Origin of the sequence: Robertkochia flava, assembly GCF_020166515.1 — a bacterium.
GTDB lineage: Bacteria > Bacteroidota > Bacteroidia > Flavobacteriales > Flavobacteriaceae > Robertkochia > Robertkochia flava.
This window is the reverse complement of record NZ_JAINZT010000004.1, coordinates 100,206-124,395: the sequence shown is the minus strand read 5'-3', so window position 1 is coordinate 124,395 and position 24,190 is coordinate 100,206. Positions and strand designations below refer to the sequence as shown.

The 24,190-nt window shown below is 46.0% G+C and carries 20 protein-coding genes; 8 read left to right on the top strand and 12 right to left on the bottom strand.

The window, feature by feature from the left end; genetic code table 11:
• Positions 1–94 precede the first annotated feature (94 nt).
• A complete protein-coding gene (locus K7R11_RS05545) occupies positions 95–1,759 on the bottom strand; it encodes a hypothetical protein (protein ID WP_224489326.1) in 1,665 nt (554 codons plus the stop codon).
• Positions 1,760–2,264: 505 nt separating this feature from the next.
• Positions 2,265–3,344, bottom strand: coding sequence for a helix-turn-helix domain-containing protein (locus K7R11_RS05540; protein WP_224489325.1), 1,080 nt, complete (start codon positions 3,342–3,344; stop codon positions 2,265–2,267).
• Positions 3,345–4,007: 663 nt separating this feature from the next.
• Here K7R11_RS05540 and K7R11_RS05535 point away from each other — a divergent pair.
• From K7R11_RS05535 to K7R11_RS05520, 4 genes are all read left to right on the top strand, one after another.
• Entirely contained in the window at positions 4,008–4,520 is a 513-nt protein-coding gene (locus K7R11_RS05535) for an SRPBCC family protein (RefSeq protein WP_224489324.1), read from the top strand.
• A gap of 259 nt (positions 4,521–4,779) precedes the next feature.
• The gene (locus tag K7R11_RS05530) at positions 4,780–7,485 is read left to right on the top strand and encodes a prolyl oligopeptidase family serine peptidase (RefSeq protein ID WP_224489322.1); all 2,706 of its coding nucleotides are present in this window, start codon (positions 4,780–4,782) and stop codon (positions 7,483–7,485) included.
• Between the two features lie 192 nt (positions 7,486–7,677).
• Complete coding sequence (locus K7R11_RS05525; RefSeq protein WP_224489320.1) at positions 7,678–8,106, top strand: hypothetical protein; 429 nt, start codon at positions 7,678–7,680, stop codon at positions 8,104–8,106.
• A 33-nt stretch (positions 8,107–8,139) separates the two neighbouring features.
• Positions 8,140–8,574 (top strand): hypothetical protein, encoded by a 435-nt coding sequence (locus K7R11_RS05520; RefSeq protein ID WP_224489318.1) that lies wholly within the window; start codon positions 8,140–8,142, stop codon positions 8,572–8,574.
• A gap of 41 nt (positions 8,575–8,615) precedes the next feature.
• Here the strand turns inward: K7R11_RS05520 and K7R11_RS05515 are convergent, their stop codons facing one another.
• Together K7R11_RS05515 and K7R11_RS05510 are read right to left on the bottom strand one after the other, a co-directional pair.
• Positions 8,616–9,197, bottom strand: coding sequence for a hypothetical protein (locus K7R11_RS05515; RefSeq protein WP_224489316.1), 582 nt, complete (start codon positions 9,195–9,197; stop codon positions 8,616–8,618).
• 60 nt (positions 9,198–9,257) lie between these two features.
• Positions 9,258–9,629: a glyoxalase superfamily protein gene (locus tag K7R11_RS05510; protein ID WP_224489314.1), complete on the bottom strand. Its 372-nt coding sequence runs from the start codon at positions 9,627–9,629 to the stop codon at positions 9,258–9,260.
• A gap of 62 nt (positions 9,630–9,691) precedes the next feature.
• Here K7R11_RS05510 and K7R11_RS05505 point away from each other — a divergent pair, with 62 nt between their 5' ends.
• Together K7R11_RS05505 and K7R11_RS05500 are read left to right on the top strand one after the other, a co-directional pair.
• Complete coding sequence (locus tag K7R11_RS05505) at positions 9,692–10,135, top strand: VOC family protein (protein WP_224489312.1); 444 nt, start codon at positions 9,692–9,694, stop codon at positions 10,133–10,135.
• Positions 10,132–10,710, top strand: a complete 579-nt coding sequence (locus K7R11_RS05500) for an NUDIX domain-containing protein (RefSeq protein ID WP_224489309.1) — start codon at positions 10,132–10,134, stop codon at positions 10,708–10,710. Before K7R11_RS05505 ends, K7R11_RS05500 begins: the two co-directional genes overlap by 4 nt.
• Here the strand turns inward: K7R11_RS05500 and K7R11_RS05495 are convergent.
• On the bottom strand, positions 10,707–11,648 hold the full coding sequence (locus K7R11_RS05495) for an NAD(P)H-dependent flavin oxidoreductase (protein WP_224489306.1): 942 nt from the start codon (positions 11,646–11,648) through the stop codon (positions 10,707–10,709). The two genes, K7R11_RS05500 and K7R11_RS05495, sit on opposite strands and share 4 nt — an antisense overlap.
• 13 nt (positions 11,649–11,661) lie before the next feature.
• Positions 11,662–12,849: a tRNA 2-thiouridine(34) synthase MnmA gene (mnmA, locus tag K7R11_RS05490; protein ID WP_410528191.1), complete on the bottom strand. Its 1,188-nt coding sequence runs from the start codon at positions 12,847–12,849 to the stop codon at positions 11,662–11,664.
• A gap of 372 nt (positions 12,850–13,221) precedes the next feature.
• On the opposite strand from mnmA, the gene K7R11_RS05485 reads away from it, so the two are divergent.
• Positions 13,222–15,117 carry a fasciclin domain-containing protein gene (locus K7R11_RS05485; RefSeq protein ID WP_224489301.1) on the top strand — a complete coding sequence of 632 codons (1,896 nt, stop codon included), beginning with the start codon at positions 13,222–13,224 and terminating at the stop codon, positions 15,115–15,117.
• 211 nt (positions 15,118–15,328) lie between these two features.
• Positions 15,329–17,191, top strand: coding sequence for a fasciclin domain-containing protein (locus K7R11_RS05480; protein ID WP_224489300.1), 1,863 nt, complete (start codon positions 15,329–15,331; stop codon positions 17,189–17,191).
• Positions 17,192–17,266: 75 nt separating this feature from the next.
• On the opposite strand, the gene yidC is transcribed toward K7R11_RS05480, so the two are convergent.
• The 6 genes from yidC to K7R11_RS05450 all read right to left on the bottom strand — a co-directional run bounded on the left by yidC (position 17,267) and on the right by K7R11_RS05450 (position 24,177).
• Positions 17,267–19,147, bottom strand: a complete 1,881-nt coding sequence (yidC, locus tag K7R11_RS05475; protein WP_224489299.1) for a membrane protein insertase YidC — start codon at positions 19,145–19,147, stop codon at positions 17,267–17,269.
• A 104-nt stretch (positions 19,148–19,251) separates the two neighbouring features.
• Positions 19,252–20,886, bottom strand: coding sequence for a CTP synthase (locus tag K7R11_RS05470; protein WP_224489298.1), 1,635 nt, complete (start codon positions 20,884–20,886; stop codon positions 19,252–19,254).
• A gap of 189 nt (positions 20,887–21,075) precedes the next feature.
• Positions 21,076–21,282, bottom strand: coding sequence for a DUF3820 family protein (locus K7R11_RS05465; RefSeq protein ID WP_317196469.1), 207 nt, complete (start codon positions 21,280–21,282; stop codon positions 21,076–21,078).
• A 13-nt stretch (positions 21,283–21,295) separates the two neighbouring features.
• The gene (locus K7R11_RS05460; RefSeq protein WP_224489296.1) at positions 21,296–21,820 is read right to left on the bottom strand and encodes a DUF922 domain-containing protein; all 525 of its coding nucleotides are present in this window, start codon (positions 21,818–21,820) and stop codon (positions 21,296–21,298) included.
• 10 nt (positions 21,821–21,830) lie between these two features.
• Entirely contained in the window at positions 21,831–22,238 is a 408-nt protein-coding gene (locus K7R11_RS05455) for an OsmC family protein (RefSeq protein WP_224489294.1), read from the bottom strand.
• A complete protein-coding gene (locus K7R11_RS05450; protein ID WP_224489292.1) occupies positions 22,195–24,177 on the bottom strand; it encodes a LysM peptidoglycan-binding domain-containing protein in 1,983 nt (660 codons plus the stop codon). Before K7R11_RS05450 ends, K7R11_RS05455 begins: the two co-directional genes overlap by 44 nt.
• Positions 24,178–24,190 lie beyond the last annotated feature (13 nt).

Genomic DNA, 24,190 nt, shown 5'->3' with positions numbered 1-24,190 from the left:
AATCTGCCTGATTCCAGGCAGGGTATCTTATAAATTCCCCGACACCCTTTTCAGATGGGTGCCGGGAAACCTGTTTAACCAGGTTTGGTTGAATTTATATTCCACAAGGGGCCAATAGTTGATCGATCGCTAAATCCCTGTCCATTTCTGACCAATTATGAGAAAAGAAAGCCTTTCGATTCTCATTATACGTAAGATCGAAATCTCCGTTCTTAACTTTTTCCAGGATGGGTCGCATAGAGCACAAGCCAACATTTTCATCATTCGGCATATAAACCCTTAAATACGTTTGATAGTTCTGGAAGTTATTCAAGGCACCGAAGGCATTAAATTCCGTAACCTCCTGAATAAGCATGGTAAGGGTTGACAATTCTGTCATAGCATCAAACCCATCAACCCGGGCGATCCCATTAACAGCAAACGGACCAATACCTCCACCGCCTTCTTCCGTAGGCAGCAATATCTCCAGCCTTACGTGCTTCGCGATTGGTAAAGCCTCAAAACCTTTGAACCAATTCGTTTTTGCGTGTATAGACACGTCGGCATTACTGAACTGGGACGCCCCTGTTTCCACCAAGGCATTAAAAACATTCACATAGTCCATATCTGAACCGTTGTAACCAATAGTAATATAGTCTCCAGCCACTTCCGTCACCGCATTAAAGGCTTCCATGGTTTTCATGGCAGAATTGTTCGAAAGCTCGACATCGCCTCCAATATATTGCAGGGCCGGGAATGCCGGCATTGCTGATAGTCCCGATTTCTCGGTTGCTGACCAATAGATGCTGTTATCGTTAAATCTTATGCTAAGCTTCCCTTCAATACGTTCCAGGGCACCTGCATCCACAGTGGTTAGTCCGGGATTAAACTCCAAAATAAAATCACCCGGTATTTTGGTACTCTCCAGGCTTATTCCTGCAATCTTGTTGTAGATACCTTTAAAGCTACCTCCAATATTTCCCAGGGAAATATTATCTACAGCTCCGATATAGGAAAGGTCCACATTACCTTTAACATCTGAGGAAGATAGCTCCAGCCGGGTCATCACCCCAATCCCTACTTCTTCGGGATCTGCATTCCAATATCCGTTGATATACAGCGACCCTACCTGGTCGAGCTTCATAAAGGACATCGAAGTCACCTCCGGGTTCATTTCTGTATGTAAGGCCCCTCCTACTAATACAAGCTCATCTGCCGATAGAGAAGTGAGTCCGCCATTATGTGTAATCTCAACATCCCCGCCTACAGAGGAAAGCCTGGAAAGATTGACTACTGCACCGTTAACTAAACCACTAATGTGAAGATGCTCTCCAATACTTTGAAGGGCATCAAAGGTGATGTCCATTCCTCCATTGATTTCGAGATTTTTTCCGATGAGTTTCACATTGGAAAGCGCTTGTACATGTGCATCCTGAGTAACCATAACCTTACCGGTAATGATCGTTGCTCCCTGCGCTTCTAAGGCTGCATAATCTTCCTCAGTCAATACATTACCGTAAAAAACGGCATCAGCATTATTTGCGATTTCCTGCTCGATCAATTCCAACTCGGCTACCAGATCGGAGTTGAGCGAAGACAATTTATTTTCTAATTCTGCAATCGCCTTGAGCAAAGCCTCCTGTTGGGTAGCCTCCAGTTCATCGACCTTTGAAGTAAGATCATCAATCTGGTTCTGCAGGTCATCAATATCTCCCTTCATACATCCGGTCAAGGATAGCATGGAGGCCAGCACTAAAGTGGGTAAAAATCTAATTTTCATAATTAATTAATTTTTGATAACACATATTTAGGTTAATGGTGGCATAATTACAGATATGAGATTAAAGTGAAGTTTCACTGCCCTATTTGGTGTGTCAATGCATGTATTGGCACTATACCACTAATGGCACCACCCATATAAGAGCCTGAATAAAAGACTATTAAGGTTTCACCTATGAAAGATGGTAAAACCACTCCTGAGACCTCTAAAAAGCATCAGTTTATAAAAGCGGGGAATTAAACTTGCGAAAAAGACAATAAGAAAGGGAGCGGATTGAAGGATCAACCTGCAGATGTTGCAGTCGGTAAAAAAAGGAAATCATCGGGAATTAAATCTGCCAACGAAACCAAAAAACCTCTGAAACGATAAGAGCAGCCTACATGTCCCCTTGTATTTAAAAAACACCCATGTGAAAGGGAAGATTCGAATGAGGCTGATCAATCAATGCAGGACGGGCATGAAATTGGGAGCTTTTGAATAACAGCAAAAAAAAAAATGAATACTTCTAAACGGACGTATCGTCCAGATCTTTTATGTAGTCGGTTGGGGTAATTCCGGTAAACTTTTTAAAGATCCTGTTAAAGGTGGTTTTGGAATTAAACCCTGCTTTTTCGGCAAGGTAACTCAGGGTATGATTTTTATGAAAGCCCTCCTGCATCAGGATTTTTGCCTCATTTAACCGGTATTCATTCATCACTTCATAAAAGCTTTTATTAAAATTCTTATTGAATACCTCAGAAATCCTGCGGTAGGTAATTCCTGTAGATTCGACGAGATCCTGCATTTTGAGATCGTTCTTAAGATATGGCTTTTCCCTTTCTATTAAAGCAGAGATCACCTCATAATCCTTCATATTCTGTTCGGAAATATCCCGTTGACCAGTTGGCCTGCTCACGGACACCAATTTTTTAAGGTCTTCCGGTTCAGAAAACAACTCTGGTCTTTTAATGGTAAAGATTCCCAGAACGATCGTGAAAAGGGTTAACCCGGAATAAAACACCTTAAAGAGATCCAAAAACAATTTAATGCCGGCGATCTCAAGGATGGCTCCGGTGGTTCCTACCATCCAAAGAAATATATTGATCAGAACAAAAAGTTGCAGCCACTTCAGGGTGGAAAGCTGAAAGGGGGAAAGATGGTTTTTTCGAAAATATTTAAACTGGTGAATGGTTCGCAAACAAAATATACTGTAAAATATACCCTGTAATATAATTACCAGATTAAAGCTTAATTGTACATTCAGGTACCACGATGGAAAACCGTTCTTCATCATCTCCAGCTTCTCACCTGCTGATTGAAAAAAAAAGGGTGACAGCATGATCAGGTACAACAGGGCCGGGATAAAATGCAGGTATTGTAACCTGGGATGCCTGATATCGCGGTACAGATAGTTTCTCAGATAAAGATACATCAAGGGGAAAAACATCAGGGTAAATACGTCCAGTAGGGCATATAGATGAGGGTAGCGCTCATAAAAGACAGTGGTATGTAAAATAAAAACAAATACAGTAACAGACCATGACAGTACAAGCACTCCAAGAATTCTATTGGGAAAAAATTTGCCCGGATAAAATATCAGATACATTGATAAGAGAAAGGATAAAACAGCTCCCATCAACAATATCAATTCATAATAACTATCAATAACCATTACCGGATTATTTCAAATGATCTATAATTGCCTTATTACTGGCTACAACAAACCCTTAAGAATGAGCGAGAAAAAAGGATATTAAGGACCTCACTGATGCGCACATCGATTTCGGGCTGGGCTAAAAATAGTACTTATTTTTTAATAGATGGCCATGTGGAAATCTTTGAGACACACTAATCTCTCCTATATATTGCTGACAAAAAAATCAGGAAGGCCAGCCCATAATGGATGAACTGCTAAAACGCAGGAATATTAAGTTTCACCCTTCTGATTTCCGCTGCAGGTAAAGATAGAATCCCTATTGCAGTAATCCCTTTGGTAAAAGAGGGGTCCATAAGAGATGGGAATGGTTCCGGGACATGGACCCGGGTATTCGCTAAATACTCCTGAAAAATGAAAATTTCATCTGTAGAAGATCAGCTCCCCGCTCCTGAATGCCGGAAGGAACGCAACTTTTTAACTCTCCTTATTTCAGTGATAGATCGATATAATCTTAAGTATAACATCCCTGCCCCATTGCGATCAGGGTACATAATTAGTTGTATAGAAATTAAGAACAAATTCGTAACTTAAAGAACATCAACCAAACCATTTATGAATACGCTCAGCTTCGATCATTTCACCAGGAAGATCTTTATTAAAGTCCCCGTAGAAAAATTGTATTGGTGCTGGTCTACCGAGGATGGACTGACCTCTTGGTTTCTCAGGGCTTCCGATTTCATCCGGGCAGGAAAGAGGATCAATCATCAGACTCCGGTACAGGAGGGCGATGAATACCTCTGGATGTGGCACAACTGGGACGGAGAGGAAAAGGGAGTGATCAGGGCGGCCAACGAAAAAGACCACCTTCAGTTTTCCTTTGCAGGCGATAATCTTCTGGACATCTCCCTTCACCCTAAAGAGACCGGAACACTCCTGATCCTGAAACAAAGCGGAATTCCAACAGATGAGGAAAGTAAAATGAAGATCTATTGCGGTTGCAGTAACGGGTGGACCTTTTGGCTGACCAACCTGAAAGCCTTCCTGGAACACGGCATTCTGCTAAACGAAACCACCCTGGACCTCAGAGACGATCCGAATGCTGCTTTTGAATATGTGAATATTTAAAAATGAGGGATGAGTAAAATTGTAAAGGAGTGAAGTCGTAAAGTGGTAAACCCCTTTAGCAGACGAATAGAATGCCTGACCTTATTGATAGTGGTCAAACTGTTTCCCAGTAACCCTTGTCACCCCTGTCACCTTTGTCACCCTTGTCACCCCATAACCTTTTCATCCTCCTAAGATTTAGCGAAGGAGGGCAGAACCCAAAGAAAAGATTATCTTAGAGTTTTGTAAGAAAAATTTGAGCAAACCTATTTCAACACCCATGAAACAACTACTTCTTCTTTCAGCGCTACTGCTTACAGGGCTGTACATTTCCCGTGCCCAGGAGATCATTAAAAACCCGGAAAAATGGACTCCTGAGGATGTGATCTTCACCGAATACATGACCAATGTCCAATTCTCCTACGATGGCAATAAGATCGTATGGAGCAAACGAAGGGCGTTGAAAGATCCGGAAAAAGACAAATTTGTAACCGATCTTTATCTTACCTACCTGGATAAAGAAGAAAACGGAAAACCGGTTACGGTGCAGCTCACCAACGCAGATGAGAATGACCATTCTGCCTTATTCTCCAGGGATAACCGCTATTTGTACTTCCTCTCTTCAAGAGATAAAGGCAAGGTGCTCTGGAAACTCGACCTGATGGGAGGAGAACCGGAAAAAGTGCACACCTTTCACAGCAATGCCTCTGCAATCCAATGGAAAGATGAGCATACCCTGTTCTTCCTTTCTGACGATGGTAAGACCCTCACCGAGCTTGAGGAAGAAAAAACCAAAGACGACGTGCTGGTAGTAGAAGACACTGTGAGATGGAAGGCCGATAAGGTGTATAGCCTAAATCTCGAAGATAAGTCGGTTTCCAGGCTTACTGCCAACACCAAACCGGTTACTTCCTTTACCGTGTCGCCGGATGGAAAATGGATGGTGTACACCCAGGCCGTGGGCATCAGTTTTGCGGCAGATGCCAGACAGGATCCGGAGTACTACCTGGTGAACCTGGAAACAGGAGCTTCTAAAAAAATATTGGAAGACCTGGAATTCCCTTCCGGTTCCTTCCGGTTTGAACAGGATTCCAAAGGATTTTATTTTACCTCATCCCATGCCAGTGATCCCGAATGGAACGGTGCCGGCATACAGGAACTTTATTACGCCTCCCTTCCAGAAGGAAACGCCGTCAAGGTGGACCTTGACTGGAGCAATGGTCTTGGAAGAGGGTACGAGATCACCGGGGATGGTGTAATCGCCTCTTTGGCGAACCGTACGGCATACACCCTGGCCTGGTACAGGAAAAAGGGCAACCAATGGGAAAAACGTACCATCGACCTGGGTGATAAAAACGACCATGTGGATATTCTCGCAACAGATCATAGCGGAACACGGGTGGTGTACAACCATTCTACCGCCTCCGAACTGCCGAGATACTACTCAGCTACCTTAAAAGGATCCGATTTCCGGGATGAAAAGGAGATCGTTAGCCTTAACGAGAATTTAAAGGCTAAACCCCGGACCCGAAGCGAAGTCATCTCCTGGAAAGGGTATAACGATGTGGAAGTAACGGGGATCCTTTATTACCCTGCGAACTACGAATCCGGGAAGCAATATCCCCTTATCCTCTCCATCCATGGCGGACCTGCCGGGGAAGACACCGATTCCTGGAGCGAACGCTGGAGTACCTATCCCAATATTCTGGCACAGCGTGGTGCCTTCGTGTTAAAGCCCAATTACCAGGGCTCAGCCAACCATGGCCTGGAGTATGTGGAAGCGATCAAAGGAAATTACTATGAACCGGAGCTCGCAGATATCACCAAGGGTATAGAATTCCTGAATGAAAAGGGAATGATCGATATGGATAAACTTGGCACCATGGGGTGGTCTAACGGAGCTATCCTCACGACCATGCTTACCGTGAGGTACCCTGATATGTTCAAGGTAGCCGCTGCCGGGGCCGGGGACGTGAACTGGACTTCCGATTTCGGGACCTGTCGTTTTGGCGTCAGTTTCGACCAGAGTTATTTCGGTGGTGCGCCCTGGGATAATACCAACGGGAACACCTATAATGAGAACTACATCCTGAAATCTCCCCTGTTTGAAATGGAAAAGGTAAAAACACCCACCATTATCTTTCATGGAAGTGAAGACCGTGCCGTACCCAGAGACCAGGGGTGGGAGTATTATCGGGCGCTTCAACAGATAGGTCAGGCTCCTGTCCGGTTTCTTTGGTTTCCGGGGCAGCGGCACGGCCTGGCAAAGATCACTCACCAATTGCGAAAAATGAAAGAAGAGCTGCGTTGGATAGATACGTATCTCTTCGAAAAAGTTCCGGAAGAAAACCCTGCCGTGAAAGAAGACAGCCCTGCAGCCTTGCTACTTGCTAAGGCAAAGTTAGAGCACGTTGGCGGACTTTGGGGGACTACCCATAACGACAAGCTGATTCCACAGGTAACTACCGTAAAAAAGGACAGCATCGCCATTGGGGTCTTTGAGGTAACCAACGCCCAGTTTGGAGCCTTCCGGCCCGGCCACTCTTATAAAGCTGGAACCGAAAACCATCCTGTTGTATGCAGCATGGAGGATGCGACAGCATATCTTAACTGGCTTTCTGACCTTACCGGGGATATCTACCGCCTGCCAAATGCAGGGGAAGCCTCAGCCCTTAGGAAAAAAGCACTTCAGGTGGCACCAAAAGAAAATACTCTTGCCTGGTGGGCAGGATACGACCCGACTCCTGAAGATGCAGAAACGCTATTGGCAGGGATAAAGGCCCGGGATCTTAATTTGATCCAACCCGTTGGCGAGTTTAAAGCTGTAGCTATAGGCAATGCCCTGATCTATGACCTTGGAGGCAATGTTGCTGAACACACCCAGGACGGAAAGTCGGTTGGGTTCAGTGCCTATGACCATGCCGATAAAATGGCCGAAAAGAAATGGAACAGTTCCACTACAGGCTTCCGGGTCATTAAAGAATAATTTCTGTACAAAGGATGCAGCAAGGAGGTCATAAGGCCTCCTTTTTCATTTACACCCGCAATTCTCCAATAAAAACACCTCACATTGCCTGTCGTAAATTACTGATTAATAGTATTTTATTTGTAAATTTAACAACCTCTTTCTGGTTAATAGCTTAAAATATTTCTAATCACAAACCAATTTACAGAAACAATGAAATCATTAAGCTTAGTATTAACCGCCCTGTTCACTGTGCTCTTATTTTCTAATGCCGAAGCCCAGGAAGCTAAAAAGTACGACAATCCTGAATGGTACAGTTTTGTGTATGTAGACTACCATCCGGGAATGATGGGTGAGGCCAGGGACATTATCAACAATTATTTCAAAAAAGCATCTGCCCAGGCCGGCACTCCTACCCCGGTAATGGAGATCTCACTGGCTGCCGGAGAATACGATATGCTCATCGTATGGAAAATGCAGGACGGGGTGGAAGGCCTGAACTGGCAAACCAGCCCGAACCAGATCAAATGGAGAAACGCCATGAATGAGTTGGCCGGAAGTCCTGAAAAGGCGGAGGAGATCATGGCCCAATACCGTAAATGCCTTCGCGCTTCTTCCTCCAATATGGGACGCAAAATGTAATCTAATCAAGAACCAAAATTAAATCACACACGCATGAAAACGATAATCATCACAATGGTATGCCTGTGCTTTGCATATTCCGGAGCCTATGCCCAGGAAGATATAAAAGCTGAAAAATATGAGAATCCTCAATGGTACTGGGTCGTCAAGGTGGATTTCGCTCCCGGAAAAATAAACAGGGCCAAAGAGATCATTGAAAATTACTTTATGAAAGCAGGAGCAGATGCGGGAGTACCTGGTCCGGCCATGGTCATGGAAATGAGCAGCGGCGAATACGATATGGTATTTGTATGGCACATGAAAGACGGAATTGAAGGAATGAACTGGAAAACCAGCCCCGAGGACGTGAAATGGTTATCCTCCATGTCTAAGATTGCCGGTGACCAGGAGAAGGCGCAGGCCCTGTGGGAGGAATACGAATCCTATATTGTCAAATCGGATGCCGACCTGGCCCGGAAAGTATGGTAAAGACGTAAAAAAGGGAGCCTTAAAAGCTCCCTTTTTTTATATCAAAATCGCTTGGCAACCCCCGCAGTAAAGTTCAGTGTATCATAGGCATCCCACATGATATCATAATTGATCCCGGTAACAAATTCCCAGCTGGGGTCATTGAAATGCCAGGCGGCTTCAAACCCGATGCGGGTAACAAAAAAATTCTCTCCCTTGGCAAATTCACCTCCCAGACCAGCATTAAATATAAAGTGTCCGAAAAATTCGTAGCCAACCATGGCCAATGTGGTAATAGGACGTTCCCGCTCGAGCTCCTTCCCTTCTTCACTACCACCGAGATGCCGTTCTACAATAAAGTTTTCATTAATAAAATCATTGTGCCATCCCACAGACCACCGTTCATTGATATAATAATTGTAATCCAGGGCTATGGAAGGCACCCCTAGAAATCTTTTATTACCATCAATATCTTTCCCCTGGCTTATATGCGTATGTCCTAACATCAATGCAATGGCATGTTTATAGGTATGCTGCTCCTCATGATGTGAACTCATCTCCTGATGCTCTTCCATCTGATGGTGCTCCTGGGAATAAAAAAGTAACGGGCTTAGGGTTAACAGTGTAAAAATCAGTATCCTCATAGTTGAAAGTTTGTTCTAATTTACTCATTTTGAGTGAATTAACTACGCCTTCGATTCATTTCATATGTTACGATAAAAGATCAATCCATTCCCGTCAGGATCGTATACTCCAAATTCCCGCGTTCCCCAGGGAGTATCCCTTAATCCGGCTTCTTCATTACCCACCAGGTGCCTCCATGCCCTAAAAAGGATATCCGGATCGGCACACAGGATCCTGAGCTGTGGTCGGTCGATGCCATCGACCCACTCTGATGAATGGTGCCATTGCAAATGAATCTCTGCACCCTCCTTCCTGACCCCTGCATAGCCCGGGGCATTTTCTGAATCCATAAAACACAGTTCAAAGCCCAGTTGTTTGGTATAAAAATTTAAAGCCAGTTTTACATCTTTCACAGGCAACACCGGATGTATTTCTTTCAGGTTCAATACCATACTTTTTAAATAAAGTTATCAATTAAACCTGAGAACCCTTATTTTTATAGAAACGCATTTCTATGAAACACTTCTTCATAACCGTATTCCTGGGCTTATTAATCAGTGCTGCCCATGCACAACATGCCCCGGCACTTACCTTCAACCACCAGGCGCTGCAGGTTCATAACCTCGATGAAAGCGCTGCCTTTTACCAGGAGGTACTGGGCCTGACCGAGATTGAAGACAAAACAGAACAACCTCATATTCGATGGTTTTCCATGGGATCAAAGCTGGAACTCCATCTCATCGAGGATCCTTCAGCACCCGAAGCCCCGGTAAAGGGGGTGCATATGGCCCTGAGCACGGCTGATCTCGATGGCATGATGCAGCATCTGAAAAGTAAGGAGATCCCTTTTGAGAACTGGATGGGAGAAGCAGGTACTACCAACTCCCGACCGGATGGTGTCCGGCAGATCTATGTGCAGGATCCCGATGGCTACTGGATCGAAATCAACGGGAAATGATACTTCGCCTTAAGGATGTCAACGTAGAAACCCTCTCGGATGCCTGGTATACCTTAAAGCGGTATACCTTTACCTGGAAAACCTTTAAAGGCGCCTGGCAACGGCAAAGCAGGGAAGTCTATGACCGGGGAAACGGTGTGGCCGTACTCATGCATAACAGCCATACGGGAAAAGTTCTCCTGGTCCGGCAATTCAGAATGCCTACCTATATAAATGGAAATCCCACCGGACTTTTGCTGGAGGTTCCAGCCGGCGTTTTAGACACCGATAATCCCGAGGAGTGTATGATCCGGGAGATCCGGGAGGAAACCGGGTATACGGTACCCACAGTCACCAGGCTCTTTGAGGCCTATACCTCGCCGGGTGCGGTTACCGAAAATTTACATTTTTTCTACTGTGATTATGCCGGAGCCCTGAAGACAGATGAAGGCGGCGGCAGCACTGAGGAAACCGAAGATCTGCTCGTGGAGGAATATCCCGTTACTGCGATAAAAAACATGCTCACCAGGAGTGAGATCAAGGACGCCAAGACGCTGTTACTGTTGCAATACGGTTTTCTGAAAGGGCTGATTTAGAAGGAAGGGAGTTCCTGCTTCGCCTTCTTAAAATCGGTGACGATCTCCTCTACGATCCTTGCCGCAGGTTTTATTTCATGGATCAATCCGGCCACCTGCCCGATCTCGAGCTCACCCTCTTCAAGATCGCCTTCGAACATCCCTCTTTTAGCCCTTGCCCGGCCAAGAAGGCTCTGTAACTCTTCCCTCGTGGCACCCTTTGCGTAGAGTGACTGGATATCATCGAAAAATTTATTTTTTAATAGGCGAACCGGGGCAAGTTCCTTGAGCGTGAGACGGGTGGCACCGTCTCCGGCCTCCACCACCATTTGCTTAAAAGCCAGATGGGAAGAAGCTTCTTCACTGGCAACGAACCTGCTGCCTACTTGTACCCCGTCTGCCCCTAATACCATCGCAGCAAGCATGCCTCTTCCGGTGGCTATACCTCCTGCAGCAATAAGCGGGATATTCAGCTTTTCCCTTACCATCGGAATCAGGGTAAAGGTAGTGGTCTCCTCTCTCCCATTATGCCCCCCGGCCTCAAATCCTTCGGCAACTACGGCGTCTACCCCTGCCTCCTGAGCCTTGAGCGCAAACTTCACGCTGCTTACCACATGGACCACTGTAATACCGTGTTCCTTTAAAAAAGGGGTCCAGGTTTTGGGGTTTCCAGCTGAGGTGAAAACGATCTTAACCCCCTCCTCAACGATAATCTCCATGATCTTGTCTATATCCGGGTATAACATGGGAACATTCACACCAAAAGGTTTTGAAGTAGCTGCTTTGCACTTCCGGATATGCTCCCTCAGGATCTCAGGGTACATCGACCCGGCACCAAGAAGGCCCAGCGCTCCCGCGTTGGAGGCAGCTGAGGCCAGTCGCCATCCGCTTGCCCAGATCATTCCGGCTTGAATAATGGGATATTCGATTTGAAACAAAGAGGTAATTCGGTTTTCCATGGTATTTCGGTCTTTAGGCGATAACTCCTGAGCCTACAAGTTCATCATTTTCATAAAATGCTGCAAACTGACCTTCAGTAATGGCGCTTTGAGGCTGCTGGAACTCTACATATAACCCACCGGAAACCTTATGAAGAAGGGCTTCCTGCAATGGCTGTCGATATCGGATCCGCACCTTTAATGCCCTGGTTTCTCCCTCCGGCATGGCCAGGTCTTCCCGCACCCAATGCAGCTCATCCTCGCCAATAAACAGTGCCTTCCGGTATAATCCCGGATGATCCTTCCCCTGCCCGGTGTAGATCACATTTTTATCCACGTCGGTCTCAATTACAAACAAGGGTTCTGCAGTACCACCAACCCCAAGTCCTTTTCGCTGGCCAATGGTAAAATAATGGGCACCCTGGTGTTTGCCCACCACCCTTCCGTCGGTCAGGTCATAGTGGATTTTTTCCGCTTTCCAGGACAACTCCTGTTCCTTAGTATCAAAATTCCGGTCCTGCTTTTTCTGAAGTACCTCCTGAGGAGCTATTTCTACAATGACCCCTTCCTTAGGCTGGAGTTTCTGTTGCAGAAATTCTGGTAAACGTACCTTCCCAATAAAGCAAAGCCCCTGGGAATCCTTTTTCTCAGCAGTGATAAGATCGTGTTCAGCAGCGATCCTGCGCACTTCAGGCTTGGTAAGTTCCCCGACAGGAAACAGCGCTTTAGACAACTGCTCCTGGGATAACTGACAAAGAAAATAAGACTGATCCTTATTTTGATCTGCCCCGGCCATTAACCGGTACACCTCAGTACCATCCTTCTCGACCACCTCTTTACGGCAATAGTGCCCGGTGGCTACATAATCGGCCCCCAGGTCCATAGCTATCTTCATAAAAACGTCGAATTTGATCTCCCGATTGCACAATACATCCGGATTGGGCGTTCTTCCCCTTTCATATTCATTGAACATATAGTCAACGATACGCTCCTTATACTGTTCGCTAAGATCGACGGTCTGAAAAGGAATACCCAGCTTTTCGGCCACGATCATGGCATCATTGCTGTCTTCCAGCCACGGACATTCATTTGAAATGGTCACGGAGTCATCATGCCAGTTCTTCATAAACAAGCCAATGACCTCGTACCCCTGCTCTTTCAGCAAACAGGCCGCTACACTGGAGTCTACACCTCCGGATAAACCAACTACAACACGCTTCATTACACTCTTTTTTAAACGCTTACATCCCTGCGGATGAAAACGCGACAAAATTACAAAATTAACTCAGATGGTCTTAGTCGATTCCACGCGCTTCAGCTTACCGTAGCAACACACTTTTAATTGTTGAACAAACTTTAAACAAAAAATAAACAACTTTAAACTATAATGTAAAAGTGAGCAAACTTTTCCTACTTTGGCTAGAAATGTAAACATATCTAATTATATTTCAATTGAATATACTTAAACAAGATCTGCCTCCTGTTTAAACCTGAAATGTTAAAAAATTAATAAACCGCTATCTTTGTTTAACTTTAATTGTAAATTAGCTAAACAAAACAATTTCAATAACACATTTAAAAAAATCAATAAGCAATGAAAACGCTACTTAAAACCCTTCAACTAAGCTTCGTTGCCATGTTCGTGCTTTTCGCCGTTGGATGTAACAACGATGATGACGATAATGGCGGGCCTACGGATCCTCCTGTAGAAGATCTTTCCATCTATGAGACTGCTGTAGCTTCTGCAGACTTAACCATTCTGGTCGAGGCTCTGGAACGTACCGGTCTGGATCAAACGCTTAATAACCCGGGAACCTTTACTGTGTTTGCGCCAACTAATGACGCGTTCACTGCAGCGGGAGTTTCTCTTGATGACTTCACCAATGAGGAATTAACCAATTTGCTGCTAAACCATGTTTTAGGAACAGAAGTAATGTCAGGAGATCTGACCACTACCTATGTAAACACTCTGGCTAGCGGCCCAGAAGAAAACGAGATCAGCCTGTTTGTGAATACAGATGGGGGAGTTACCTTCAACGGGGCGGCATCTCCGGTTGCCGACGGACTGGACATCGAGGCCAGCAATGGTATTATTCACCTGATCGATGCGCCCCTGGCCATCCCATCTGTTGTAGACCATGCTCTTGCAAATCCTGAATTTACAACCCTTGTAGCTGCGCTATCCCGCTTTGAAGATCAGTATACCGGTCTTTTAGATTCGGATACTGCCTCGCCATATACTATTTTCGCACCTACCAACCAGGCTTTCCAGGATCTGTTAACCGCCTTGGGAGCAAGTTCCCTGGATGATATCGATAATGAAACTCTAGAGGCCGTTTTAACGTATCACGTGATCCTGATGGCTAATGTTCAATCTTCAGGAATCCCTGTTGATACCGATGTAGCAACTGCAAACGGAGAAACGCTTTCGTTTACTACTGAAGACGGTGTTCAGGTTATCGACGGTACTGCCACCCCGGCTAACGTTGTCGTAGCCGATGTACAGGCAGGTAACGGAGTAATTCATGCCATAGACAAAGTATTGCTGCCTGAAGCCATTGCAGACGCTGTGGGATTAGGTCGTATGACCATTGCGGACGTAGCCCAGGCTGCCGGCTTCACTTCACTTTTGGCCGCTGCCGAGCGCGCTGAACTTTCCGAAGTATTGGACGACCCTGCCACTGACATCACAGTTTTTGCTCCGACCAATGATGCGTTTGCTGCATTTTTAAGTGCAAATGGCTTTGCCAGTGTTGATGATGTACCCGTACCGGTTTTACAAAACCTCTTGTTAAATCACGCTGTATCAGGGAGAGTACTTTCCACTGATCTAACTACCGGCTATACCACCTCTTTGGCAACAGTTCCGAACGAGGATATGGATAATCTAAGCCTTTACGTTAGCACTGCGGCCGGAGTAACCATCAACGGAGTCTCTAATGTAAACACCTCAGCAGCCGGAGAGACCTTTGATATCGAAACCGATAACGGGGTGATACATGTGGTTGATGCCGTGATCGGATTCCCTACCGTTGTTGACTTTGCACAGGCAGACCCTAATTTCTCTACCCTGGTAGACGCACTGGTTTCTGTAGAAGACCAGGCAGGATATATAGCAACCCTTATTAAACCATGGGGAGGAGATGGTTCTTCTGCACCATTTACGGTGTTCGCACCTACTAATGATGCGTTCGCAGACCTCCTTACAGAGTTAGGAGCGGGAAGCCTTGAAGACATCCCATCTTCAACTGTAATTGAAACTCTCGCCTATCATGTTATCGGAAATAACAACGTGCGAAGCGACGACCTGGTTGCAGGAGAAGTTTCAACCCTGGGCGGTCCTATCACTATAGCCCTGGGAGATGACGTGGTAATTACCGACGCAAGAGGAAGAGAATCTACTGTGATCGCAACAGATGTTCAGGCATATAATGGTGTGATACACGCAATAAACACTGTTTTGCTTCCACCAGCAGCTCCTGCCGAGTAATCCTGAAAATCATTTAGAATATCTTTAAAGGAACCCGCTAATGGGTTCCTTTTTTTTATCCTTTAAGGAAAGCCTTACACAGATAAAAATCACCACTCAACTCGTTTATTATCAGCTTTTTAGAACTTTGGGCTATATTTAATTCAAACCTGAAAGAGGTTGAACCAAATGAAAATAGCGAAAAAACTAATGATGATTAAACGAAAACACTATGAAGGCAATTAAACTGGGGCTATTCTTTTCCCTACTACTGGTATTTGCATCCTGCAACAATGATGATGATGACAACAATAACGGGGGGACTCCTGAACCTCCGGTAGCCGATCTAACGATCTACGAAACTGCGGTAGCTTCAGAAAATCTGACCATTTTGGTGGAAGCCCTGGAACGCACCGGCCTTGACACCACCCTGGATGACCCGGGTACCTACACCGTTTTTGCTCCTACCGACGAAGCATTCACAACTGCAGGAGTTTCTCTTGAAGACTTTACCAATGAAGAGCTGACGAATCTTTTACTTAACCATGTGCTGGGAACTACAGTATTGTCCTCGTCCCTTTCTACGGGATACGTGAACACCCTGGCCACAGGACCGGGAGAAAATAGCATCAGTCTTTTTGTAAATACAGAAGGTGGAGTGGAATTTAATGGTGTTTCCTCTCCCCTCTCAGACGGGCTTGACATAAACGCTTCCAACGGCGTCATTCACCTTGTGGACACTCCTTTGAGTATACCGAATGTAGTGAACCATGTGGTGGCCAATCCGGATTTTCAATCGTTGGAAGATGCCGTACTTGCCTTTGAGAATGAGCTTACCGATATTTTAACAGGGGAAGGTCCATTCACCATATTTGCGCCGTCTAACGAAGCATTTGCGAATCTGGCGGATGTTTTGGGTACCGAGACAGTAGACCCGGAAACCCTGCGCACCATCCTGCTCTATCATGTGGTAGCGGGTCAGAATTTACAATCAGACAACCTCACTGCCGGCCTTGAAATGACCACTGCCAATGAAGAACTGCTGTATATGGACTCTGAAGAAGGAACTAAACTGATCGATGGTACGGGAGGAGACGGTGTAAGCATTCTAACCTCGGATATCCAGGGCTCCAATGGAGTTATTCATGAAATAGACCGGGTCTTATTACCTCCCTCCATTGTAAACAGCACCGTGGGGGAGGCCAATATTTACCAGTTAGCCAAACTTACTCCAGGGTACTCCCTGCTTGCGACCGCGATCGAGCAGGCTGGCCTGGTTGACCTCTTGAGTAACCCACAGGCCGACCTCACCGTTTTCGCTCCTAATGATGCAGCTTTCGCGACCTACCTCTCTAATTTTGAAGGCATCGATTCCCTGGAGGATATTTCAGAGGAAGACCTGGCCAACCTCCTGTTAAATCACCTGGTACAGGGCCAATTTTCGTCAAGCGAGATCGTGGCCGCCGGAACGGGCTATAACAACACCCTAGCCACTACACCCGACGGAGATAATGACTATTTAAGCCTCTACATTCGGGTTGAGGATGGAGGGGTCACACTAAACGGCACCTCCAAGGTAGTATTTCCCGATTTTGTGGTAAGTAATGGTACTGTTCACCTGGTGGATGCCATTATAGACCTGCCTACCGTGGTCACATTTGCCACGGCAGATCCTGACTTCTCCAGTCTTGCAGATGCGTTGGAGAAAGTAGAAAATTCCGCAGGGTATGTGGAAACCCTCCAGACCCCATGGGGCACCGATCCGGCTCCATTTACGGTATTTGCACCGGATAATGCAGCCTTTGCAGACCTGCTTGCAGACCTGGGAGCTGACAGCCTCAATGATATTGATCCTGATTTGGTAGCGGAAACGCTCGCATATCACGTAGTTGCAGGAACCAATGCCCGGGCTGATGACATTTCCTCCGGTCCGCTCGAAACCCTTGGAGGGGAAGTAACGGTAACCGCCGGAGCCGGGGTAAGCATTACCGATGCCAACGGCCGTGTTTCCAATGTCACTGCGGCAAACGTACAGGCCTATAATGGGGTGATCCATGTGATCGACGCTGTGATCCTGCCCTTAATAGAGTTTTAACCATAAAAACAGAATCCATAAAAAAAAGGAGGCCTTAACGACCTCCTTTTTTTATACTGACACGCCAATCAAAAATTAGCGTTTTCCCTTTTTTTGCTGCTCCTCGGCCTGCTCCATCATTTCGCGCATCTTACGCTGGAACTTACCTTCTTTCTTAGGCTTCTTCTTATTCTCCTGGATCTGCTCGTGGATCTTATCCTCATCGATAATGTAATTCTTGATCACCAGCATGATCACAATGGTAATCAGGTTAGAGATAAAGTAATACAAACTCAGTCCACTCGCATAGTTGTTAAAGAAGAACAACATTAACAGCGGAGAAATGTAAAGCATCATCTTCATCAGTTTCCCCATATCCGGCATCCCTTCCTGGGTGGGTTGCTGCATCATTTGCTGCTGCCCCGTGGTCATTCGCATATAGAAGAAAATTGCTACAGAGGCCAGTATCGGAAATAAACTCACATGATCTCCGTAGAACGGGATCTTAAATGGCAACTCGGCGACCACATCATAAGAAGACAGGTCGTCTGCCCACAGAAATGGTTTTTGCCGCAGCATGATGGCTGTTGGGAAAAACATGAACAGGGCATAGAAGATCGGCAATTGCAACAGTGCCGGTATACACCCACTCATCGGGCTTACCCCGGCCTTACCATACAGCTTCATGGTTTCCTGCTGACGCTTCATGGCGTTATCCTTGAATTTTTCGTTGATCTCTGTGATCTCCGGACGCAACACCTTCATCTTGGCCTGGGACAGGTATGACTTATAGGTAACAGGCGAAAGCACCAGCCTCACCAGGATAGTCATAATGATAATCGCAATACCATAAGGCAGGAATGAGCTCAATATATCGTAAAGTGGCGTAAATACGTGCTTATTGATAAACCCGAATATTCCCCAGCCAAAAGGTATGGATTCGCCAAAATTAAAATCTTCATACTGCTTAAAGACCTTCAGGTCTGTAGGACCATAGTACCAGTGCATATTATGCGCCAGTTCTCCCCCCTGCACCTCAAGAGGGATTGCCGTCTTGTAGTATTTGGTATACTGAGCCGTATCAGACTCTTCCTCTACCAGGTTCTCAGAACTCAGGGTTGCTGATCTGAATGGAGCTGATGTAGCCAGGATGGTACTGAAAAAGTGCTGTCGATAAGAGATCCACTTCAATTCCTCTTCGGTTTCCGAATCTTCTCCCATCTGCCCAAGTTTACTCACATCGCCGTCATGGTTATAGGTAAGCCTGGTGTAACGATTTTCATATTCGATGCTCTTGCTGTGGCGTATTCCTTTAACATCCCAGTTCAGGTTTACCGGCTGGCTGCCGTTAAGCACCCCGTTAAGACCCTGTGAACGCACGGCAAAATCCACCATATATTCATCCGGCTTAAGTTCGTATCGGTATTCCAAAAATTTATCTTCGCCAGCTTTGAGACGCATGCTCAACACCTGATTAGCACCGTTGGAAGATACCACAGGCTCAAAATACAACTCCTCAGTATTCAGGGTGCGATTATCTGTAGTGGCAAACGTAAGATTAAAACGGGCATTCCCATCCTTAACCAGGTAAACGGGAACAGAATCGTAGGTTCTAAACCCTTTAAGAACCGCTTCTGTAACCTGCCCTCCTTTATTGCTTATGGTGAGCTTCACCTTCTCGTTCTCCAGGATGGTAGTCCCTTCCCCTACGCCTGTTGCAGCACCATAGGCAAATGCACCAAGACTGCTTTTATAGCGTTCCAGGGCCAGGGAATCGGTTTGTACCGAATCTACTCCGGCCAGGGGAAGCGTCCCTTTTTCCGGGGTGGCCGAGGCAGGAGAAACGACCTCTTCTGTGGTGGTCTCCTGGTTGGCAGCTTCTTCTGCAGGCTGGTTGTTATACATTACCCAGATCAGGATCGCTCCAATCAGAAGGAACCCAATCAGGGAGTTAACATCAAATTTCTTTTCTTCCATAGTTTAAATTTAAAAGGCTAATCAAGGTCAGGATCCGGAGACCTGCTGCCTTGCATATGCTATCTTGCCTGAGCAGGGAGCAAAAACCTCCCCATTCACGACTTTTATGCCAATGTGGCACTGTTTTTCTCCTTATAATGATTCAGGGCTGCCTTTACAAAGGCCACAAATAACGGATGTGGATTGGCTACCGTACTTTTATATTCAGGATGGTATTGCACCCCTACAAACCAGGGATGCTCAGGAAGCTCCACTACCTCCACCAATCCGGTATCAGGGTTGTACCCGGTGGCTTTCATACCGGCGGCCTCAATTTCTTCCTTGAACTTATTGTTAAACTCATACCTGTGACGATGGCGCTCAGAGATCTCCTTCTCCCCGTATACACGGTATACGATACTGTTCTCTTCCAGACTGCACTTCCAGGCTCCCAGTCGCATAGTTCCTCCCATATGCGTAATATCCTTCTGCTCCTCCATAAGGTCGATCACCGGATAAGGCGTATTATCGTCCATTTCCGTGGAGTTGGCATTTTGGAGTCCCAGCACGTTACGTGAAAATTCTATAACTGCCATCTGCATTCCCAGACAGATTCCGAGGAAAGGGATATTGTTTTCCCTCACATACTGTATGGTCCTGATCTTACCCTCGATCCCTCTTTCTCCGAAACCGGGAGCAACCAGAATACCATCCAAACCTGCAATTTTTTCCTTGAGGATCTTTTCAGTAATGTGCTCTGAATGAATATACTCTACGTTTACCTTCACTTCGTTCTCTGCTCCGGCGTGAATAAAAGATTCCAGGATCGATTTATAGCTGTCCTGGAGTTCAACATATTTCCCCACCAGCCCGATATGGATCTCATGTTTCGGGTTCTTATGGCGCTGAATAAACTGATTCCAGTTGGTAAGCTCAGGTTCGGTTTCGTTCGGTAATGCCAGCTTTTGAAGCGTCACCCGGTCGAGTCCTTCTTCCAGCATCATGTTAGGCACATCGTAAATGGTGGAAGCATCTATAGATTGAATTACAGCCTCCCGCTTAACATTACAAAATAGCGCTAACTTATCTCTCAGGTCATCCGACAGGTCGTGTTCGGTACGACACACCAGAATATCTGCTTTTATTCCGCTCTCCATCAGGGTTTTAACCGAGTGCTGGGTAGGCTTGGTCTTCAATTCACCTGCAGCAGAAAGGTACGGTACAAGAGTAAGGTGGATGACAATAGCATTATTGTCTCCCAGCTCCCATAACAATTGCCTTACGGCTTCTATATAGGGCAAGGACTCTATATCCCCGACGGTTCCCCCGATCTCGGTAATCACGATATCGAACTCCCCGGATTTCCCCAGGATCTGAATGCGCTCTTTTATTTCATTGGTGATATGCGGAACCACCTGTACGGTTTTCCCTAAGAATTCACCTCGCCTTTCCTTTTCGATCACGCTTTGGTAAATCCTCCCTGTAGTCACATTATTGGCCTGGGAAGTATTCACGTTCAGAAATCGCTCATAGTGGCCCAGGTCGAGGTCGGTTTCAGCTCCGTCATCGGTTACGTAACACTCCCCGTGTTCATATGGGTTCAGGGTACCCGGGTCTACATTGATATAAGGGTCCAGTTTCTGGATAGTGGTCTTATAGCCCCTGGCCTGCAAAAGCTTGGCCAGAGAGGCTGCAATTATTCCCTTACCCAAAGAAGAAGAAACCCCTCCTGTAACAAAAATGTACTTAGTATCTGCCATGAAAAACGCTTGTAGTATTGCTGAAAAATTCGCGCCAAAAATACAAATAAGAATTAAAAAACTCCCGAGCTTACCGCTAATTTTAAGAATTAAAAACGATTGTGAAACTTTTTTAAAGAGCTTTTAATCAGGGCTTCCAACAACAGAAAAATTCGCAAACCCACGAACTCCGAAAATTCACATCAAACCTTAGCGCCGATACTCGGAAATGATCTTCCTTATCAGGTATTCCAATCCGTTGAGCTTGATCTCATACATCGACTGGAGATACATGCCCATGGATCCTTCCGGAAACCCTTTTTGACGATACCAGGTATAATAGGGCTCCGGAATATCCACCAGGAGCCAGCCCTTGTATTTCCCGTAAGGCATTCGCATAAAAGCCAGTTTTTTCAAGTATTCCCTTTGATCAATCATAGGCCCGGTTCAGGTACGCTTTAATTCTCGATTGCCAGAGCAATTGTTCCCTGGTATTCCTGGAGTAATCTGTTTGTTTATCATACCGCAGCTGTACAGAATCCAATTCGCCTTGTATCTGCTTGTACACCGCACGAACTTTTTCTTCAGGATCGGCAGAAGGTGTTATGGTATCAAATGCCTTGCGAAGTTTAGATGCGTACCAGGCCGTAATATCGAAATGCAGTTGTTCATGAAGCAGAAGCTCCTCATCCTGCATCCCCGGCCTTACCCAACTTTTATCGGGAAAGAAATATGCCTTTACATCGTAGACATATACCAGTTCATTACCCTGTATATAACCCTGAAAATTATAGGATAGCGCAGATACCGTAGTGGCTGCAGCATCGGTATCCATTTCAGGGGCTCCTCTGAAGTCATCCCAGGTCAAATGCCCAACCCCATCCCACAGGATGGGAGCATCGCCCTGAAACAGGAACATTACAGAAAAGGACAACAGAGCAAGAATAAATTTCATCCAAACTGCCTCAGCTTCCCCAATGGAAATGTATATCCTTACTTATTTCCGGATGAAGACTCAAAAGCACGGGGCAGGTTCTCCCGGTATGTTCCAGTATCTTCCTCTCTTTTTCCGAAGGATTCCCGGGAATTTTAAGATCGACCCGGATCTGAGCGATCCTTCTCGGATCTGCACTCATCACCTTTTCAATGGTCGCCACGGCACCTTCAAGAGCCACCCCCATATCCCTGGCCTTGATTCCCATTACGGTGAGCATGCAACTCCCCAGGGCGGTAGCCACGGTGTCGGTAGGAGAAAAGGCTTCGCCCTTCCCATTGTTATCGACGGGTGCATCGGTAATAAAACTATTTCCGCTTTTCAAATGGACGCACTCAGTCCGGAGTGCTCCCAGATACTTTACTGTAGAGGTCGGCATCAGGTATAACTTCTTTTATGGTAAGGTTTTCATATTGCACAATGTACAGGGCACTGTTGATGTAGCCGCCCTGCTTCCCGCGCTGGTAGTTAAATTTATTCTCCACATACTGGGTTTCTCCCACCTTGTTTGCCACAAACTCCAGATCCTTATTATAGGCAAGCCTTAACAAAACATCGAACATTAGGTCAAAACCCCTGGTAGCATACCGGTTCGGAGGCACCCCAAACCGTCGCTCGTATTGCTTGTGAAATACGGAAGGCGCTGTTAGCGGCTTGTAAAATGTAGGGTAATGAAATTTCAGATTGGACAAGTGGAGGTTCGAGATGTTCTTATTGTCATACACGTTCCCCCTCAGGGTGGTAAGCAAAGTGATCTTATATTCTTCGGTCTGTGCCGAATTCACCACAGCGGTCACATTCCCGATCAGGTTAAAGGAACCGCTTTCGAGGATCACCCAATTCTCCTTCTCTGCAGAGAGAAAAGGATTAAGGTCTTCCAGTCTCAGGAATTTATCCTGTAAAGGGTCTACGATCTTGGCACCGGGAAAGATGGTCTTTAGCCTGGCCTTGGCCGCAGCATTATCTGCATCTGCTATAATGATAACATTTTTATCCTGGCCGTGGTTTTCCAGGTACCTCATCATTTCGGCCCGCATCAGAATGTCCGGCGGAAGGGTCTGGTATACGTTCGAACGCATTTCAAGGCCCTTATTGGCAAACGGCGCGAACACCGGAACCCCTGCAGTTTCCAGGTATTTACTCAGGTCATTGATCACCGAAGGTCGCACAGGACCAACGATGGCATCCATTTGAAACAGCTCCTTCTGATTCATGAGCTGAAGCACAAAGTTATCCTTATCGCCACTGTCATAAACGGTAAGGTCTACAGATATCCCCATATCTCTTACCGAATCGAGCGCCACCATGGCTCCGGTATAAAAATCAAGTGAAATTCCCAGTAAGGGGGACGTCTGAATATCCTGCTTGGTTCCGCTAAGCGAATCGAAATTAACCGTCTTCAGATCAAACGGTAATATCAAGCCTACTTTATTGGTAACCGGAACCCGGATACTATCCTTAAGGGCAAATTTCTCGATGAGCATTCCATTGTTAAGTACCAGGTCGCTTCCGGAATTTTTGGGAAGTTTCAGAATCATCCCTTTCTGCAGTCCCGACTCTTTAAGGGCCGGATTCAAAGCCTCCAGTTCTTCCTTACTTAATCCCAGTTTCACCTTCAGCCGGTAGAATCCTTCTGCCGGTTTTACCACATAGTAATTGTAAAGACTGTCTACCACAACTTCCTTCTCATTACCGGGCACAAAGGGCACCATAAGGGTATCTCCTTCCTGCAGGATCGATTTCATCTCCGGATTCATTCGCTCCAGTTCCTCCTGGGTAATGCCATGCTCATAGGCAATGCGCCATTTCCCTTCGGCCGGCCTCACAATATAAGGGATCATCCCATCTTCAGGAACCTTCCATCCTTCGGCGGTTTCCATGGGCTTAAACACAGGGATCTCCAGGCGTTCGCCCTTTCTGGGCATACGGCCGTAGAGCTCTTTGTTATATCGCTTGATATCGGCTTCTGTAATATTGTATTTCTGGGCGAGGCTGTACAGGGTTTCCTTTCGTTTTACCCGGTGTTTGATAAAGCGCTCCACTTCCCGTTCCTGGATTTCGCCTGAAGCCTGGTTTCCGGAAACCACCACATCAGGCCGCTCCCCGGTACGCACCGGAATAACCAATACCGTGTTGGGTTCCAGTCCCTTTTTGGCTTCAGGATTGTACTTGAGGATGTTGTACGGTGTTACCTGGTATTTCCTTGCAATTTGCTCAATAGTTTCACCCTCCTTTACGGCATGGGTTTTAAACTGCTGCTGAGCATAAGAAATTGAAATGAATACCAGGGCCAGTATTACAAGTATGTTTTTCTTCATGGATAATATTAGG